This is a genomic window from Borrelia coriaceae (assembly GCF_023035295.1).
GTDB lineage: Bacteria > Spirochaetota > Spirochaetia > Borreliales > Borreliaceae > Borrelia > Borrelia coriaceae.
The window spans coordinates 754793-772821 of the sequence record NZ_CP075076.1; the positions used below are offsets into that span (position 1 = coordinate 754793).

The following is an 18029-nucleotide window of genomic DNA, read 5'->3' on the forward strand; positions in this document are numbered from 1 at the left end:
TAGGAGGCTGCATGGAAAGTAATATTGATGTATTGAAAAATCTTGAAGGTATATATAAAGATAAGTTCGAGCTTGAGGAAAGGCAAAAAAATATTCCTAAATATTTGCAAACCAAGAAGGCCCAAATTGATGGACTTATTGAAGCTCTTGCTGAATTACAATTCAAATTTAAAGAATATCAAAAAGAAGATGCATTTTTAAAATTAGATATTCAAGATATTAATGTGAGAAAAGGTAAAGCAGAAGAGAAAATTGATAGCATTAAAACTCAAAGGGAATATGAAGCTCTTGAGAAAGAGTTGCAGACTATTATTGATGATGAAGTTGCTATTAGGAAGAAAATGACACATATTACTGGGCTTAAGACGAAATTGGATAGGGAAATAGCAGATGTTAAAAATAAGCTTGAAGTTGAGCAAGATATTTATTCTGCCGAGAGCAATGAACTTGAGAATGAGCTTTTAGAGATTGTAAGAAAGCTTGATTCTATAAGATATGAAGAGGAAAAATATGCTTCTCGAATGGATGAGGACTTTTTGTTTAAATTTCAAAGGATTATTAGGAATAAATCCAATGGGGTTGTGCCTTTGGTTGAAAATGTTTGCAAAGGTTGTCATATGATACTTCCTGTTGAGTTTGCTAATAAGGTAAGGCGTGAACCGGATGATATTAAGTTTTGTCCTTATTGCAGTAGAATACTTTATTATCAAGATAAATTTGAAGTTGGTTTAGAAATGGTTCCTGGTGGTTTGGCAGATCTTATATAATAATGTTTTTAGTTTTATATTTTTTTGTATTTTATTTAAGTTGATTTCCAGTCATCGCTTAATTATGCTAGATTGAAGTATGTTAAGAGGAAAGTCCGAGCTCCAATAAGAGCATAATGCTAGGTAACTCCTAGGAGTTTAAGACTTAAGAGAGTGTCACAGAAAATTACCGCCTTAGGGTAAGGGTGAAAAGGTGGGGTAAGAGCTTACCGCTTATTTAGTGATAAATAAGGTCAAGATAAACCTCATTAGGAGCAAAATCAAGTAAGCAAGCTTCCTTAGCTCTTGAGGGTATGCTTGTGGGTGGATTGCATGATTTTTTCAGTGATGAAAAAACAAGATAGATGATGACATAATACAGAACTCGGCTTATGGATATCAACTTATTTTTTTATGGTGAAGCTTGATGAGAATCAATTATCTAAAATGTACTTTTTATTTGATTATAAGTTTATCACTTTTATTTTTTATTTTTTATTTTTTATCTTATTTTAAGACTTTTTCCAACTCTTATTTAAAAGCAGGTCCGACTGAGGTAAATTTACTTGTTCTTTGGGATAATAGAGAATATAAAGAAATAATAGATTATGCTGAGAATGGCCTTAAAGAAAACAAGTTTGATTTTAATCTTCATTTGCTTCTTGGATTTTCATATTTTTATTATTCCTTAATGTTAAATGATAGTTACTTGAAAAATCAATTTTTGGACAATGCAATAGAAAGATTACGGTTTTTAATGTCAATTAATGATGATGTTCCTATGAGTTCTCTTTATTATATTTTGGGCAAGGCTTATGCGCATAAGGGTGAGTATTATAGTGATCTTTCTGTTAGATATTTAAGTAAAGCTTTATATGCAGGTAGCTTTGACTTTATAAGTGTAAAGGATGATATTTTTGAGTATCTAGGATATTCTTATCAACTTTTAAGAGATTATAATCTTAGCTTAAAGTTTTTTGAGAAGGCTTATAAAGAGAATAAATCTGATCTTGTGCTTTGGAGTTTGGCGTATGTTAATTATAAGACGGGCAATATTGATAGGAGTGTTGAGTATATAAATAAATTTTTACATGAACAGAATGAATCATTAAGAGATGATAATTTAATGCAAAAGGTGTATTTATTGTACGGAGACATTTATTTGGAAAAGAATGCTTATGAGGATGCTTTTAATTGTTATGATAAAGTCTTGAAAATTAATAGTTTAAATCCTAATGTTTATGTTAAAATAGGAGACATATATAGAAGAAGAGATAAAGATTATCCTAAGGCAAGAAAATATTGGAGAGAAGCGTTAAGCATTAATCCTTATTTAGAAGAAGCAAGGGAGAGGCTTAAAATTAGCCTAGAGGATTTTTAGGGGGAATTTGACTTGAATTTTTTTAAATCTTTTTTGATAGATATTGGTATTGATCTTGGTACATGCAACACTTTAGTTTACATTAAGGATTATGGTGTAGTGATGAGTGAACCTTCGGTTGTTGCTATTGATGTTAATAAGGGTAATAGAGTAGTAGCTGTTGGGCGCAATGCAAAGAAGATGCTTTGGAAAACACCTGAGAATATTAAGGCAGTAAGACCGCTTCGTGATGGAGTTATTGCTGACATTGAAAATACAGAAAAAATGATTAAATATTTTATAAGCCAAATTTTTTCTCGAAAAAAATTGTTTTTTAAACCTAGAATGGTAATAGGAGTACCAACTTGCATTACGGAAGTTGAGAGGAGAGCTGTAAAAGAGAGCGCAATGAATGCTGGTGCTCGTGAAGTTAAGGTTATTGAAGAATCTCTTGCAGCTGCTATTGGATCTGATATTCCCATCTTTGAACCAACAGGTCATATGGTGTGTGATATTGGGGGTGGAACTACTGAAATATCAGTTATTTCTCTTGGTGGTATGGTAGTAAGTAGAGCTATTAGAACAGGTGGAGATGAGTTTGATGAGAGCATCATCAAGTATATGAGAAATGCGCATAACATTATTATTGGACAGCAAACAGCAGAAAAATTGAAAATTAAGATAGGTAATGTCTATCCAGAAACTCATAATTTAAAAGTAGAGACAATAGATATTAAGGGCACAGATGCTGTTACGGGTCTTCCTAGGAAGCAAATTATTGATTCTATGGAAGTACGAGAGTCTTTGCAGGAACCTATTAGTGTTGTTGTTGATGAGGTTAAGCGCACACTTGGAGCAACTCCCCCAGAGCTTGCAACAGATATTGTTGAGCGTGGGATTATATTAACAGGAGGTGGAGCTCTTCTTAGAGGACTTAGTAGGCTTTTGTCTAAAGAGACGGGAGTTCCAGTTTATGTTGCAGATAATCCTCTATTATCTGTAGCTGTTGGAGCTGGTTTATTTTATGATTATGCTAATAGAATAGATATTAGTAAAAATATTTATAGCTTTATTAATGAATAAATATGAAGTTTCTTGTGAATTTCAAGAATTTTATTAAGGTATTGAGCGTATTAATATTTGCTATCATTCTTATGATCTATGATTCGAGTGGTTCTAGGATAAATAAGAGAGATGATTTTTTTGTATTTACTTTCAATTCATATGTTCAACGTAATATGTACGAATTTTTTAGTTTTATTTCTAGTATTTTTAAGGCAATAAATGAGTATAAGGATTATGGGGAGACAATAGAAGCTTATAAGAAGAGAATACAACAGCTTGAGATAGTAATTCAGAATGTGCAAGTGTTAAGACAAGAGAATGCCAGGCTTAAAGAACAGCTTGGATTTTATTCGGCACACCCTAATGATTTTATCTCAGCTGAAATAATTTACTTAAATTATGCAAATGTTTCATCTCTGATGGCAATTAATAAAGGTTATAATGATGGCGTTCAGAAAGATATGATAGCTGTTGCTTATCAGGATGGATTTAGTGGTCTTGTTGGCAAAGTAGTTAAAGTTTATGCAGATACTGCAAGAGTTTTGCCTTTAACTAGTTATGAGAATTTCGTCTCTGCAAGAATTCAAAATAGCAAATTCATTGGTCTAGTTGAAGGCAAGGGATATGGCGAAGTTCTTGAGATGAATTATGTTAATAAGTTAGCTGAGAATTCTTTAAAGATTGGAGATTCCGTTGTTACTGCTGGATTTAGTGATTATCCTAGTGGAATTTACATAGGAAAAATTGTTCATTTTGATGTTCTTGAATATAATTCGCTTTTAAGTATTAAGATAGAACCCATAATAGTTTTAGATAAGTTAGAATATGTTTTTCTCATTAAGAGTAATCAGAGGATGGAAAAGTGATATCTTTTATATTCTATTATATCGTTAGTATATTTTTTGGGCAAATTTTTCAATACTATTGTGATATTAATTTTTCTTTTTCAATCGATATATTTTTAATTATTTTAATTTTTAATTCTCTAAATTTCGTTTTTAATGTAGGTTTGCTTTCAAGTATTTTACATGGTTTTATTATGGAGTATTTCAATGGTTTGCCACTTGGTTTTTTTGTCTTTAGTTATGTTTTAATATTTTATCTTCTTGAAAAGATTAAGATGGTTATTCCAAAGAGTATGTTTAGTATAACATTATTTTTTCTCTTTGCAAAATTTATTATTTGGTTTGTGGCGATGAGTTGTGCGGATTTTATTGATCTTAAAGGATTCAATTATGCTATTTTTGATTTTAATATTGTTATAAACATAGTGTTTTTAAATTTTCTATACCCAATTTTAAATTATTTTACTAAAGGTTTTGACACTATTAAAGAGGAATATTAGAATGAAAGTTATTTTAAAGGGTAGATATAGATTTGGGCTGTTACTTTTATTTTTTGTTTTTTTTTCTTATCTTTTTACTTTATTTAAAATGCAGATTGGAGGACATTTATTTTATGATAGGGAAGCAACAGTTCTTTTATCTAGAGTTGAAAAAATCAAGGCTTCAAGAGGTGAAATTCTAGATTCAAATTTGAATGTTCTTGCAAATAATCTTACAGCATTTGTTTTGAAGATTAGTTTAGAACAATACTATAGCATGTCTCTTGAGGATAGAGAGGATATGTTAAAATTTTTATCAAGAATTTTGGGCATTGAGAGAGAACTTATTATATCTAAAATTGAGGCTACTAGAGGTTATTTAAAGGATGTAGAAATAGTTGAACTTAGTCCAGAAATGTTGTTTAGAATTGCTGAGAAGAGAATTTATTATCCTGCATTTTTATGGACATATTCTTTTAAGAGAAATTATTTGGTAGATGATTCTTGTTCGCATCCTATTGGTTATGTTGGTAGGATTAGTCAAAGAGAGCTTCGTGCTTTTTATAATGTTAAAGGGTATGATAATAATTCTACAATAGGAAAATTAGGAATTGAACAAATTTATGATAGTTATATTAGAGGTAAGGAAGGTTTAATTCAATATAAGGTAGATTCTAGAGAGAGAAAAATAGATAGTGGTTCTATTATAGAGCATATGATTCCTGGTAATAATATTGTTTTAAATATTAATAAAGATATTCAATTGCTTGCTAAGAATGCTTTGGGTAAGAGGTATGGAACTGTAATAGTTTTAAAACCTGCAACTGGGGGTGTATTAGCACTTCATAATTATCCCTACTATTCAATGAATGATGTGTATAACAAGTATTCTATAGAGGATTATTCGTTTCTAAATAGGGCGATACAATCAGTTTATCCCCCAGCGTCTATTTTTAAATTAGTGATGACTACAGCGTTATTAGAAGAAAAAGTCCTTGATAAGGGTAAAAAAATTCATTGTCCGGGATATTTTAGAGTAGGCAATAGAGTATTTCATTGTTGGCAACGTGGTGGCCATGGTTATGTAAATTTGGAACAGGCTGTTGCTTATTCATGTAATGTTTATTTTTATATAATGGGACTTAAGTACCTTGGTGTTGAAAAAATTTTTAAGTATGCTAAAGAGTATGGATTTGGTGAGAAAACTGGCATTGATTTGCCAAATGAGGTCTCAGGGTTGCTTCCAAGCCCTGAATGGAAGGAAAAAACTTTTAATCAACCTTGGGTAGGTGGGGATACTGTTAATTTTTCAATAGGCCAAGGATTTTTAAGTGCTACGCCTATCCAGATTGCCAATATGGTAGCTATGATTGCAAATGAAGGTGTTATTTATAAACCAAGAATTGTTAATAGGATTTTAAACGGGAATACTAATGAAATTATCATTGAAAATGTTCCTGAAGTTCTTAGGAAGACAGATATTATTAGTCGTAATACTTTTAAGTTTTTGAAAAAATATATGAGGAATGTCATAACTTATGGTACTGCTAGAAATTCAGTTCTTACAAAAGCTGTTATGGTTTTAGGAAAAACGGGGACAGGGCAAACTGGTGTTATTGGACTTGAGAATAGTTCTTTTGTTGGTCTTGCTCCTTATAATGCTTCACCTAATGAACAGATTGTTATTTTTAGTCTTGTTGAAGGAAGTAGCAATATAGATAATATGTGGTCTGCTAAATCCGTAGATTTAATGATGCAAGGTATTTTTGCTAATCAAAGTTATGAAGATATTCTTAAAGAGTATAGACCATGGTATATTAGGTAAGGTAAATGGCTGTTTTTAGAAAAAGTTACGATAGCTTGACATTATTTAGCTTGGTAATGATATCTTTTATTGGTATATTGCTTATATATTCTAGTGATTATACTTCTAATGGTTCTTTGATGAAAATTGAATATATTAAACAAGTTGTGTGGGTTCTTGGTGGGTTTTTTGTAATTTTTGTAATAGGAAGATATGATCTTAAGATTATACATGGTATGATTTACCCCTTATATTTTTTGTTGATTATATCTTTGGTTTTTACTGCGCTTTTTGGTGTTACTGTTAATGGTGCTAGATCTTGGATTGGAATTTGGAAATTAGGTGGGCAGCCTTCAGAGTTTGGTAAGATTGTTACTATTTTGACTCTTGCTAAATTTTACAGTAGTAAGAAGGATTATCATAATTTTCTTGTTTTTGTTTTTGCTTTTATTTTAGTTTTTCCTATTATTTTGTTTGTATTGTTGCAGCCTGATTTTGGTACCGCTATAGTTTATTTAAATATGTTTATATTTATTTCATTTTTTGCAGGTATAGATATACACTATATTTTGTATTTTACTTTAATAGGATTTTTGTCTTTTCTTTTTGTAGTGTTGCCAGTTTGGTATGAATATAAGGCGGATATGGGAAATATTTTTTATTTAATTTTTTCTAATAATTTTTATTTTCAATTATCTTGTTTGGTTTTAATTTTAGTGTTTTTGTCTGCTGCTGTAGGTTTTTTTATTTCCAAATATAATTTCAGTATTAGACTTATTTACTTTTATATATTATTTGTAAGTTCAATTTTACTCATTGCAGCATTTTTTTCTAAATTTCTATCAAAGTTCATGAAACCTTATCAGATTAAGAGATTTTTGGTTTTCTTGGATCCAAATATTGATCTTAAAGGGGCTGGATGGAATTTAAATCAAGTAAAGATTGCTATTGGTTCTGGGGGGATGTTTGGTAAGGGATTTTTAAAAGGTCCTTATACTCATGCAAATTATGTTCCATCTCAGAGTACAGATTTCATTTTTTCAATTCTTGCTGAAGAATTTGGCTTTTTGGGAGTTAGTATGGTTTTAATATTATTTTTCCTGATCTTTTTCAAGATTTTAATTATAATGAATAAAAGCAAAGATAGGTATATGTCTTTGGTACTTGCTGGTATATTTGGTCTTTTGTTTTTTCATACCTCTTTTAATATTGGTATGTCTTTAGGGCTTTTGCCAATTACGGGTATACCTTTGCCTTTTTTGTCTTATGGTGGTTCTTCTACTATTACTTTCTTTTTAGCTATGGCTTTTTATTTTAATATTGAGTCTATAGTGACTATGGATTAGAAAATTTTATTTGTTGTATCTTTTGTTTCGTCTATTTTTTTACTAAATTTTTTTGTATATTGTATTTATAAGATTTGTTTTGTATTTATGACTGTGGTTAGGGCTTAAATTTGTTATAAGATTTATATAAATCTTAGAGTTTGCAAGGTGTTATTATGAGTGAAAAATTAGATAAAGAGAGTATTCTTTATAAAAAAAGACATTCGATTGCGCATGTTATGGCAGAAGCTGTTCTTGAGTTATTTCCAAATACTAAGATTGCTATAGGTCCCCCGATTAAAGACGGGTTTTATTACGATTTTGATTTTGAAAAACATATTACAGAAAATGATCTTGAGTTAATAGAACAAAAGATGAGAGAGATTCTAAAGACAGGGAGTTCTTTTGTAAAGGAAGTGATAACGAAAGAACAAGCTTTAATGCTTTTCAAAAATGAGCCTTATAAGGTTGATTTAATTCAGGAACTTGATGTTACAGATGAGATTTCAATATATAGAAGTCATAATTTTACTGACCTTTGTAAAGGGCCCCATGTTGATAATATGGGAAAAATTGATCCCAAGGCATTTAAGTTAATTAGTATTGCCGGTGCTTATTGGCGTGGTGATGAAAAAAATAGGATGCTTACTCGTATTTATGGAACTTTATGGAACAATGAAAAAGATTTGAAATCATATCTTAAATTGAGAGAAGAGATAAAAAAACGAGATCATAGGAAACTTGGACGAGAACTTGATTTATTTTCTGTTCATGAAGAAATAGGACCCGGTCTTATATTTTTTCATCCAGCTGGTGCTAGGATAAGAGCTTTAATAGAAGATTTTTGGAGAGACGAGCATTTTAAAAATGGTTATGATATACTTTTTACTCCTCATGTTGGTAAATCTTATCTTTGGGACACTTCTGGACATTTAGATTTTTATAAAGAGAGCATGTTTGAGAAAATTGAGATGGATAAGAGTGATTATTATGTTAAGCCTATGAATTGTCCATTTCATATTGCTATTTATAATACGGGTAAGCATTCTTATAGAGATTTGCCTTTTAGGTGGGCTGAACTTGGCACGGTATATCGTTATGAAAAGATTGGTGCTCTTCATGGGACTATGCGCGTTAGAGGATTTACTCAGGATGATGCACACATCATATGTACTTATGATCAAGTTAAATTTGAAGTTGCTGAGGTTTTAAGGTTTGCTCTTTATATGTGGAATAAATTTGGATTTACCTCTTTAAAAGCATATCTTTCGACAAAGCCTGTTAAAGCTGTGGGGGATGATGATGCTTGGAAGATGTCTGAAAGAGTTTTAGAGCAAGCTTTGATTGATTTTAATATTGATTATGATATTGATGAGGGTGGGGGGGCTTTTTATGGCCCTAAGATTGATCTTAAAATAATTGATTCTCTTGGGAGAGAATGGCAGATGAGCACTGTTCAGTTTGATTTTAATCTTCCTGAAAGGTTTAAGATGACTTATACAGCAGAAGATGGTAAGGAAAAGCGGCCTTTTATGATTCATAGAGCTCTTCTTGGTTCGATTGAAAGATTTTTTGGAATTTTAATAGAACATTATGGTGGAGCTTTTCCTGTATGGTTGGCACCTCTTCAAGTTGTAATTATTCCTGTAAATAGTATTGTGGAAGGATATGCATTAGAGGTCTTGTCTCGTTTTAAAAATGAAGGGATTAGAATAAAACTTGATAATAACGGTAATATGAGGATGAATGCGAAGATTAGACAATATCAATTTAAAAAAGTTCCTTATATGTTTATTATAGGAGAGAGAGAGGTAGTAGAAGAAAAGATTTCAATTAGGACCAGGACAAATGATCAAATTAATGGACTTGAACTTAAAGAGGCACTTGAATTTGTGAAATTAAAGATAAATAACAAGGAGATTTTATAGCTTGGATAGCAAAAATATAATGAGTCCAAATAAAATAACTTTTTTTAGAATTATATTATCTTTTGTTATCTTATTGCTATTGTTGCTTGAATACTTTTGGAATATTTATTTATTTTTAATCTTGATTTGGGTTTTAATCATTTTTAATGAATTAACAGATGTGATTGATGGATATGTTGCTAGGAAATATAATTTAGTTAGTGATATAGGCATAATTTTAGATCCTTATGCAGATGTTTTGCAACATTTAACATATTTTGTCTTTTTCTTTTATAAGGGTATTACCCCCTATTATTTTTTTGTGATATTTATATATCGTGAGCTTTCCGTTGGTGTTGTTAGGAATTTAATTATTCAGTTTGATATAGTGCAGCAAGCCAGATTTTTGGGCAAGATAAAATCGTTATTTTATGCTATTGCCACATTTTCAAGTCTTTTTATTTATACTTTAGATAAGTTAAATGTTACTATATTTATTGAAAATTTTGTTAGTTTAATTTTAAAGTTAGATTTTAGTTTTTCTTTTATTGTTGGAATAATATATGCTGTGTCTGCCTTTTTAAGTGTTATATCATTAGTTGATTATGTTATGATATTTTTGTATCTTAGCAAATATGAGAAGTAATGTATTATTAATATTGATTTGGCTATTAGTTGGTTTTTCTTCTCATGCTCAGTTAAATCAAATATTAACGGAAGTTAAGTCTTTAAGTATTTTCAGTGAAAGTGGAAAGGGGAGTGTTTATCTGAAAGTTAATAAGTCTTCTGACTATATTTTGACTTTTGATATTTCTCTAAGTTCGGATTTTGTCTATATGGTATATGATGTCTTTAATAAGCAATATATAACAGATAAGATAAGACAAAAAGATGTTAAGCTTAAATTGAATAAAGATGTTCTTTATGCTGTAATTTATGTCACATCTGGGAATGTAAACATTAATTTTGTTCTTACTGATTTAGATATGTCAATAATAAGTGGCTCTGTTTTAAGAGCTAAGATAGCTAATATAAAAAAACAAGATAATACTTTTTTATTAAGAAATTTACCAAACTTTCAACTAGATTCAAAGCTTAAGAGATATATTTTAAAAACTTATGACCGCAATATTTATCTTGCTTATCAGATGGAAGATAGTGATAGTATTAAAGTGTCTTCATTTATGGAGAATATTGGTTGGTTTGATATAAGTACTGCTGTTAATGATAACATTACTAATATTGCATATTTTGATTTTGCAATTAATGCTAAAGGAGAATTATATGTTGTATTTACTACTAATAATACCGATAATTTTCCTAGAGAACTTGTAGTTAAGAAATTTAATAGTCGTAAGTGGATTGATATTAGTCCTAAATTTAGGGATAATGTTGGGTCTTTGGTAAATATTAGTATTGATAAGAGAGATAATTTGTATGTAGCTTACTTGAGGAAAATTGGCAGCGAATATAAAGTCAATTTTATTGCAAATAGAGGGTACGGTTCTATTTGGGATGGTATTATTGATTCTTACGTCTCTAGGGGCAATGCTGATGTTGATGTTTCAAATGTTGGTATTATTTCTAGGCCTTTTTTAGGGATTTTTTATAATTATAAATTAAATGGTTATGTTAATTCTGAATTTATTGTTTATAGAGGTAAAACTTGGGCAAATACAAATACTCAGTCTGCAAATACAGCAAATTCTGTAAATATTATTTCTGATTTCAAGTCTGATCAGGTTATTTTAAGTTATATAACAAAGAATAGACCTGTTGTAAGTATATTTCAATATGATAAATGGCGAAATATAAGTCCAAATATTAAGATTAAGGGACTAACTAGTGATATTTTTGGTTATGGGAGTAGGTTATTTTTAACTTTTGAAGATGGTGATAATATCAGATTTATTTATTTTGATGATAATGATAATACTTGGTATTTTTTTAATAGATTTGAGGTTTTTCAGGAATCTGTTTGTAAGCCCCAATTTGCAAGATATCAATCTGAAGGATTTATATTGTCATATTTGAGTTTAGATTGTAAAATTTTATACTTTAGATTGATTAGCTAGTATTAGTTCAAAATAGGATTTTTTTTCAATATTATTTTGCAGGTTAAATTCTTTTATTGTTTCGTGAATTTCTTTCTTAGCGAGATTTAATTCATTTTGATCATAGATTATTTTTTCGATTTCTAGAAAAAAGCCTAAATTTTCAATTTCATTAATTTCTATATTTAAAGTGTTTTTTTTATAAATCATACTTTTTTTGATTTTTTTGCATAAGATTTTGAAATCCATTTCTTCTAGAAAAGATATAAAATTATCTATTCGGTCTACTTGAAATTCGATTTCTTTGTTTATTTCTATATTATCTTCTAAAGATTTGATTTTAAATGTTACAATCTCTTTTGAAGTATTAAATTTTCTTATTCTAATTATTTTTTCTTTGTTGCAATAGTAAGTATCATTTTTGGTTTCTTCTTTTATAAATTTGAATTTTTGATTAGCCAATTCTAAAATTTCTTTGAGTTTATTTTTAGGAATAAAAGCTTTCAATTCAATTTCGAACATGTATTAAAAATAATAAAATTATGGTAATATTTCAATGACCTGTAATTTTGATATGATGTCTTGTATATATTTTATGTTTTTATGTTGAAATTTGAATTTAGTGATAGGTTTTTTCTTTTCAGTTATTTTATCTTGATTATGTTCCTAGGATCTCTATTATTGTCATTGCCTATTGCTTGGAATGGTGATAAAAAATTAGAGTATATAGATGTTTTGTTTACATCTGTATCTGCTGTTAGTATTACAGGGCTTATTACCGTTAATATAGAGAGTTTTTCTACTTTTGGGTTTATTATTATAATGTTGTTGATTCAGTTTGGGGGTCTTGGCTTTATAACTATTACTACCTTTTATTTACTTATTCCTAAGCGTAAGTTGAAATTAGTTGATGCTCGAATAATCAAGCAATATTCTCTTTCAAATATTGAATATAATCCTTTTAAGATTTTGAAAAGTATACTTTTTGTAACTTTTTTAATTGAATTGATTGGACTGATATTAATATCGGTATGTTTTAAACTTAGAGGTATTAATATTTCGTTACTCGAGGTTTTATTTACGACGATTTCAGCATTTTGTAATGCAGGATTTTCTATGCATTCTGAGAGTATTTATGCGTGGCGTGATGTTCCTGAAGCAATAGTGATTATCGCTGTTTTAGTCATTTGTGGAGGGCTTGGATTTATGGTGTATCGTGATGTTACTAATACTATTAGATATCGTAAGAAGTTATCTCTTCATGTTAAAATTGTTTTTTTATTGAGTTTCTTTTTGGTTATTTTTGGTACAATTGTATTTTTTTTCTCAGAAATGCATAAACTTAAGGAAGGTTATTCACTTGGAACACTCATATTTAATGCGATATTTTATTCAATAAGTACAAGAACTGCTGGTTTTAATTATCTTGATAATTCTCTTATTACGAGTAGAACCCAAATGCTTTCATTGCCATTTATGTTCATTGGTGGTGCTCCAGGTTCAACTGCTGGAGGAATTAAGATTACTACCTTTTTTTTAATTATTCTTGCGGTAATAAAATCTCAAGATGGTAATGGTTATATTATTGGTTCTTATAAAGTTTCGATTGATAGCATAAGATTTGCACTTTTATTTTTTGTAAGGGCTGTTCTTATTTTGTGTTTTTCATTTTTTGTTCTTCTTGCTGCTGAGAGTGGTGGGAAGTGGAGGGTTATTGATTTGGGATATGAGGTTTTTTCTGCTTTTGGGACTGTTGGTTTATCGGTTGGTGTTACACCAGATTTGTCATTTCTAGGTAAAGTAATTATAATTTTTACTATGTTTGCAGGACGCATAGGACTCTTTTCTATGGCAATTTTTGTTTCACGAAGGTCTCGTTTTGAAGAATTCACAAGGCCAAGACAGGATATTTTGGTGGGTTAGTAAAAAATGAAAACGTTTGTTATTATTGGTCTTAGTAATTTAGGGATTCATGTCCTTGAGAGTTTAAGTAAACTTGATTGTCAAATTATTATTGTTGATACTTCAAAGGAATTGGTTGAGGAATATGATGTTATTGCAACAGAAAGCTTTATTTTAGACCAATTTACTAAAAATGCTTTAAAAAAAGTTATTCCTGTAGATACTGATGCTGTTATTATTGATTTTGATAATGATCTTGGAAAGAGTGCTCTTGTTACTCATTATTGTAATCTTTTAGGTTTTAAAGAGATATGTGTTAAAACTGAAGATAGGGATGATGCTGAGATATTAAAAACTCTTGGTGCTACAAAAATTATATTTCCAAGTAAGGATGCTGCAAGAAGGTTAACCCCACTATTAGTATCGCCTAATCTTTCAACATACAGCATTGTTGGTCATGACATCATTGTTGCTGAAACTGTGATTCCTAAAGAGTATGTAGGCAAAACGCTTCTTGAAGCTGACTTGAGAAGACAAAAGGGCATTACTGTTATTGCTGTTAGAAATTTGAGTAATTCTAAGTATGAATTTGTAGATGGAGATTATTTTTTCTTAAAGGATGATAAAATTGTAATTTGTGGTAAACCTGATAAAATTGAGGATTTTACTAATAATAAGGATTTGATTAAAGATTTAATATCAGTTTCTAAAGCAGAGGATACTTCTTACAAGGAAAATTCTAAGAAATTAAGATTTTTTAGAATTTTTGATTTTATGAAAATGTTTAATAAAGATAATAAAAATGATTGATAGGATTTAAGGATGACTAAGATTATTCCTGTTGCAAGTGGAAAGGGCGGTGTTGGAAAAACTTCTTTTGTTGCTAATATTGGTTATAAACTTGCTTGTTTAGGTAAAACTGTAATACTTGTTGATCTTGACCTTGGTGGTTCTAACCTGCATACATGTTTAGGGGTTAAGAATACTGGTGTTGGCATAGGTTCTTTTATTAATAAGCGTGGTAAGGATTTTGCAAGTTTAGTTGTTAAAACGCCTTATCAAAAACTTTATCTGGTTCCAGGAGATGCACTTTATACAGGGACAGCTAATATTCCTTTTTCTATTAAAAAGAGGATAATAGACGCGATTCAAAGAGATCTTGTTGCTGATTTTGTTTTTATAGATTTAGGTTCAGGTACATCCTATAATACAGTGGATTTTTATTTGTCAGCTTATAGTGGTATAATCGTTACTGTTCCTGAAACTCCTTCAATACTTAATGCTTATTCTTTTTTAAAAAATGCATTGTATCGGCTTTTATATCTGGGTTTCCCTCCAAAGAGTGCTGAGCGTGAATATATTAGTAATTTTTTTAAAAATAAAATAGAAGGTACAAACGTTAAGTTTAAAGATTTAATTGTGGGAATTGAGGTTATATCGTTAAGTGCATCACTTAAGATAAGGAAGATGATGAATAGTTTTTATCCTAGAGTTGTATTAAATAGGATAGAATCTAGTGAAGAAATAGCTATGTGTGAAAATTTGATAAATGTTGTTAAAAATAATATTAATATACCGGTAGAATTTATTGGTTTTGTTCCATTTGCAAAGAGTTTTAGAGAAGCTGTTAATAGTAGAATACCATTTATTGATTTTGATAAAAATTCAAAGCTAAATAAGTATTTTGAGTTTATAGCAGGTAATTTAATTAAGTCTCCTGTGGAGGGTTCGCCTTATATTTATGATGATATATACGATATGATTAAGGACCAAAGTCAATTTATTAGGAACTAATTGAATTATAATGATACTTGTCATGGAGGAGCTACTTAATGCATACACTTAAGAATAAGAATTTAGATTTTAAGATAGAAAATTTAGGAGAATGTAAACAGGATAATCCTTTAATTAATTTTTATGCCAATGAGAGTCATATTCATTTTACTGATGAGACTAATAAGATTAGATTTAATGTTTATACAAATGACAATAGTTGGGATCGGTATGAGGATATTGTTTTAGAAAAAGCTGGGCCTAGATATAAGATTTATTTTGTTCCAAAGCATGTTAAGGCGGCAATTACTACTTGTGGAGGCCTTTGTCCAGGTTTTAATGATGTTATTCGTTCAATTGTTAGAACTTTATGGAAAGTATATGGGGTTTATAATATTTATGGAGTTAAATTTGGATATCAAGGTCTTTTATCAGATTCTAATTTAGGTTTTATTGAGTTAAATCCTGATGTAGTAGATGATATTAATCAGCTTGGTGGTACAATACTTGGTTCATCAAGGGGGGGAATTAAACCTGTTGAAATAGTTGATACTTTGGAGAGAATGGGAATTAATATGCTCTTTAATATCGGTGGAGATGGAACCCAGAAGGGTTCTGTTTTAATTGCTGAGGAAATAGAGAGGAGAAATTTGAAGATAGCCGTTGTAGGTATTCCAAAGACAATAGATAATGATTTTATGTTTGTTCAAAAATCTTTTGGATTTGAAACAGCTGTAGAGCAATCAGTTGCTGCTGTTGCTGGTGCACACTTTGAGGCAAACAGTGCTTATAATGGTATTGGTCTTGTTAAGGTTATGGGTAGGGATTCTGGATTTATTGCTGCTTATACTGCTTTATCTTCTAATGATGTTAATTTTTGTCTAATTCCAGAATTAGACTTTGATATTGAGGGTCCTAATGGACTTCTTGCACATCTTGAAAGACGACTTTCGGCAAAAGAAAATTTGGATGAAATGCCTCATGCAGTGATATTAATAGCAGAGGGAGCAGGTCAAAAGTATTTTGATCTTAGTAATCGTAAAAAAGACGACTCTGGTAATTTACTTCATGAAGATATTGGACTTTATATTAAAGATAAGATTAATACGTATTTTAAGTCCAAAAATATTCCAGTTAATCTTAAGTATATTGATCCTAGTTATATTATTAGAAGCTCACCAGCTAATGCTAGTGATTCTCTTTATTGCGCTCGTCTTGGTTCAAATGCTGTTCATGCTGCTATGGCAGGTAAGACAAAATTATTAATTAGCTTGTGGAGTACAAAATTTGTACATATTCCAATAAAAATGGCAGTAATTGCCAGAAATAAAGTCAATATAAATGGTTCTTTCTGGCGTGATGTTCTTACAAGTACTGGCCAACCATTTAGTATGAAAAACTAAAATGAGAATAATTGAAAGTTTATTTTATTTATTTTGCTGCATTGCCTACAACATTTAGTGCGTCCCAAGTTTTTGAGAATGGTGGTGAGTATGCAAAATCCATCATTCCAATTTCATTTGTTGTAAGCTTTGAGTAAATCGCTAAGGATAGAGCATGCATTCTTAGTGCGGCTCCATTTTTGCCAATTATTTGTGCGCCAATGATTTCTTTTGTTGGTTCATTATATATTAGTTTAATATACAAATCTTCTTGATTTGGATAATAATTTGTGTGATTTTTATCTTTGATAAATACTGTTTTATATTTAATGCCGAGTCTTAAGGCATTTTCTTCTGTAAGACCAGCTCTGGCTGCTTCAAGAGATAGGACTTTAATGGATGCAGACCCTAGTGTGCCTTTAAAAGGAACATGCTTGCCTGCTAAATTTTCACCAATGACCTTGCCTAATTTGTTGGCTGTTGTTGCAAGGGGAATATAATCATTTTTCTTACTTACAATATTATAAATTGTGGCGCAATCTCCTGCAGAGAAAATATTTTTTGAACTAGTTTCGCCATATTCGTTGACAATTATTGCACCATTTGGTAATGTTTCAAGTTGACCTTCTAAAAATTCAGTAGCAGGTTTGATGCCGGTCGAAAGAATTACAAGATCTGCCTTATATTCTGATTTATTTGTAATAATGCCTTCAACTTTTTCTTTTCCTATTAAACTTTTTGCAAATTCATCTGTGTGGAGTAGAATATTGTTTTTGATTAGTTCTTCTTCCATTATATTGGTGATTTCTTTATCAAACGATTCAGTTAATATTCTTTTATCTAGTTGAATTATTCTTACATTTTTGTTTAAAGCTTTAGCAGCTTCTACCATTTCAATTCCAATATATCCAGCTCCGATTATTACTATGTCTTTTATTTCTTTCCTCTTGAAACGTTCTTTTATTTCCTGTCCATTTTTGATGTTTCTTAGAGTATAAAAGTTATTTATTTGGATATTGCTGATTGGGGGTATTATAGGGTTGCCTCCTGTTGCAATCATTAATTTATCATAAGTATCATTAAATATTTGGTTTGTTTTAAGGTTTTTTACTTTAATGGTATTATTTTTTATGTCTACTTTTATAACCTCATGTTCAGTGAATACTGATATTCCATTTTGTTCAAATTCATCAGGTGTTCTGGCTATCATTTTGTTTGGTTCATCAAAAAAGCCTCCAATGAAGTATGGTAGTCCGCAAGCACCAAAAGATGTAGTATTTGTTTTTTCGTATATGGTGATTTTTAATTCTTGATTTGTTCGTTTAGCTTTTGCAGCAGCGCTAGTTCCTGCGGCAGTTCCCCCAATAATTATTATTTTCATACAAAT

At 30.0% G+C, this 18029-nt stretch carries 16 protein-coding genes and 1 other RNA gene; 15 read left to right on the top strand and 2 right to left on the bottom strand.

Annotation, left to right across the window (positions count from 1 at the left end):
* Positions 1-11 precede the first annotated feature (11 nt).
* The 11 genes from bcCo53_RS03595 (at position 12) to bcCo53_RS03645 (ending at position 11606) form a co-directional block, all read left to right on the top strand.
* Complete coding sequence (locus tag bcCo53_RS03595) at positions 12-767, top strand: zinc ribbon domain-containing protein (protein WP_025408291.1); 756 nt, start codon at positions 12-14, stop codon at positions 765-767.
* A gap of 39 nt (positions 768-806) precedes the next feature.
* An RNA gene (rnpB, locus tag bcCo53_RS03600) (RNase P RNA component class A) lies at positions 807-1154 on the top strand.
* 19 nt (positions 1155-1173) lie between these two features.
* Positions 1174-2127 (top strand): tetratricopeptide repeat protein, encoded by a 954-nt coding sequence (locus tag bcCo53_RS03605; protein ID WP_025408292.1) that lies wholly within the window; start codon positions 1174-1176, stop codon positions 2125-2127.
* A 12-nt stretch (positions 2128-2139) separates the two neighbouring features.
* Positions 2140-3189 carry a rod shape-determining protein gene (locus tag bcCo53_RS03610; RefSeq protein ID WP_025408293.1) on the top strand — a complete coding sequence of 350 codons (1050 nt, stop codon included), beginning with the start codon at positions 2140-2142 and terminating at the stop codon, positions 3187-3189.
* Positions 3190-3191: 2 nt separating this feature from the next.
* Entirely contained in the window at positions 3192-4037 is an 846-nt protein-coding gene (gene mreC / locus bcCo53_RS03615) for a rod shape-determining protein MreC (RefSeq protein ID WP_025408294.1), read from the top strand.
* Complete coding sequence (locus bcCo53_RS03620; protein WP_025408295.1) at positions 4034-4516, top strand: hypothetical protein; 483 nt, start codon at positions 4034-4036, stop codon at positions 4514-4516. The genes mreC and bcCo53_RS03620 overlap by 4 nt, the downstream gene beginning before the upstream one ends.
* Before the next feature lies 1 nt (position 4517).
* Complete coding sequence (gene mrdA, locus bcCo53_RS03625; protein ID WP_028328116.1) at positions 4518-6320, top strand: penicillin-binding protein 2; 1803 nt, start codon at positions 4518-4520, stop codon at positions 6318-6320.
* 5 nt (positions 6321-6325) lie between these two features.
* Positions 6326-7645 (top strand): rod shape-determining protein RodA, encoded by a 1320-nt coding sequence (rodA, locus tag bcCo53_RS03630; protein ID WP_025408296.1) that lies wholly within the window; start codon positions 6326-6328, stop codon positions 7643-7645.
* 155 nt (positions 7646-7800) lie between these two features.
* Positions 7801-9552 carry a threonine--tRNA ligase gene (gene thrS, locus bcCo53_RS03635; RefSeq protein WP_025408297.1) on the top strand — a complete coding sequence of 584 codons (1752 nt, stop codon included), beginning with the start codon at positions 7801-7803 and terminating at the stop codon, positions 9550-9552.
* A 19-nt stretch (positions 9553-9571) separates the two neighbouring features.
* On the top strand, positions 9572-10177 hold the full coding sequence (gene pgsA, locus bcCo53_RS03640) for a CDP-diacylglycerol--glycerol-3-phosphate 3-phosphatidyltransferase (RefSeq protein ID WP_038364696.1): 606 nt from the start codon (positions 9572-9574) through the stop codon (positions 10175-10177).
* Entirely contained in the window at positions 10167-11606 is a 1440-nt protein-coding gene (locus bcCo53_RS03645) for a hypothetical protein (protein WP_028328117.1), read from the top strand. The genes pgsA and bcCo53_RS03645 overlap by 11 nt, the downstream gene beginning before the upstream one ends.
* Here the strand turns inward: bcCo53_RS03645 and cyaB are convergent.
* Positions 11583-12107 carry a class IV adenylate cyclase gene (gene cyaB, locus bcCo53_RS03650; protein WP_025408299.1) on the bottom strand — a complete coding sequence of 175 codons (525 nt, stop codon included), beginning with the start codon at positions 12105-12107 and terminating at the stop codon, positions 11583-11585. The genes bcCo53_RS03645 and cyaB overlap by 24 nt on opposite strands.
* A gap of 81 nt (positions 12108-12188) precedes the next feature.
* Between cyaB and bcCo53_RS03655 the strand changes: the two genes are divergently transcribed.
* From bcCo53_RS03655 to bcCo53_RS03670, 4 genes are read left to right on the top strand one after another with little or no spacing between them, the layout of a single operon-like run.
* Positions 12189-13508 (top strand): TrkH family potassium uptake protein, encoded by a 1320-nt coding sequence (locus bcCo53_RS03655; protein ID WP_025408300.1) that lies wholly within the window; start codon positions 12189-12191, stop codon positions 13506-13508.
* A 6-nt stretch (positions 13509-13514) separates the two neighbouring features.
* The gene (locus tag bcCo53_RS03660; RefSeq protein ID WP_025408301.1) at positions 13515-14297 is read left to right on the top strand and encodes a potassium channel family protein; all 783 of its coding nucleotides are present in this window, start codon (positions 13515-13517) and stop codon (positions 14295-14297) included.
* A 12-nt stretch (positions 14298-14309) separates the two neighbouring features.
* On the top strand, positions 14310-15281 hold the full coding sequence (locus bcCo53_RS03665; RefSeq protein WP_025408302.1) for a nucleotide-binding protein: 972 nt from the start codon (positions 14310-14312) through the stop codon (positions 15279-15281).
* Positions 15282-15319: 38 nt separating this feature from the next.
* Complete coding sequence (locus bcCo53_RS03670) at positions 15320-16663, top strand: ATP-dependent 6-phosphofructokinase (RefSeq protein WP_025408303.1); 1344 nt, start codon at positions 15320-15322, stop codon at positions 16661-16663.
* 28 nt (positions 16664-16691) lie between these two features.
* Here the strand turns inward: bcCo53_RS03670 and bcCo53_RS03675 are convergent, their stop codons facing one another.
* Positions 16692-18023 (bottom strand): CoA-disulfide reductase, encoded by a 1332-nt coding sequence (locus bcCo53_RS03675; RefSeq protein ID WP_025408304.1) that lies wholly within the window; start codon positions 18021-18023, stop codon positions 16692-16694.
* Positions 18024-18029: the final 6 nt, after the last annotated feature.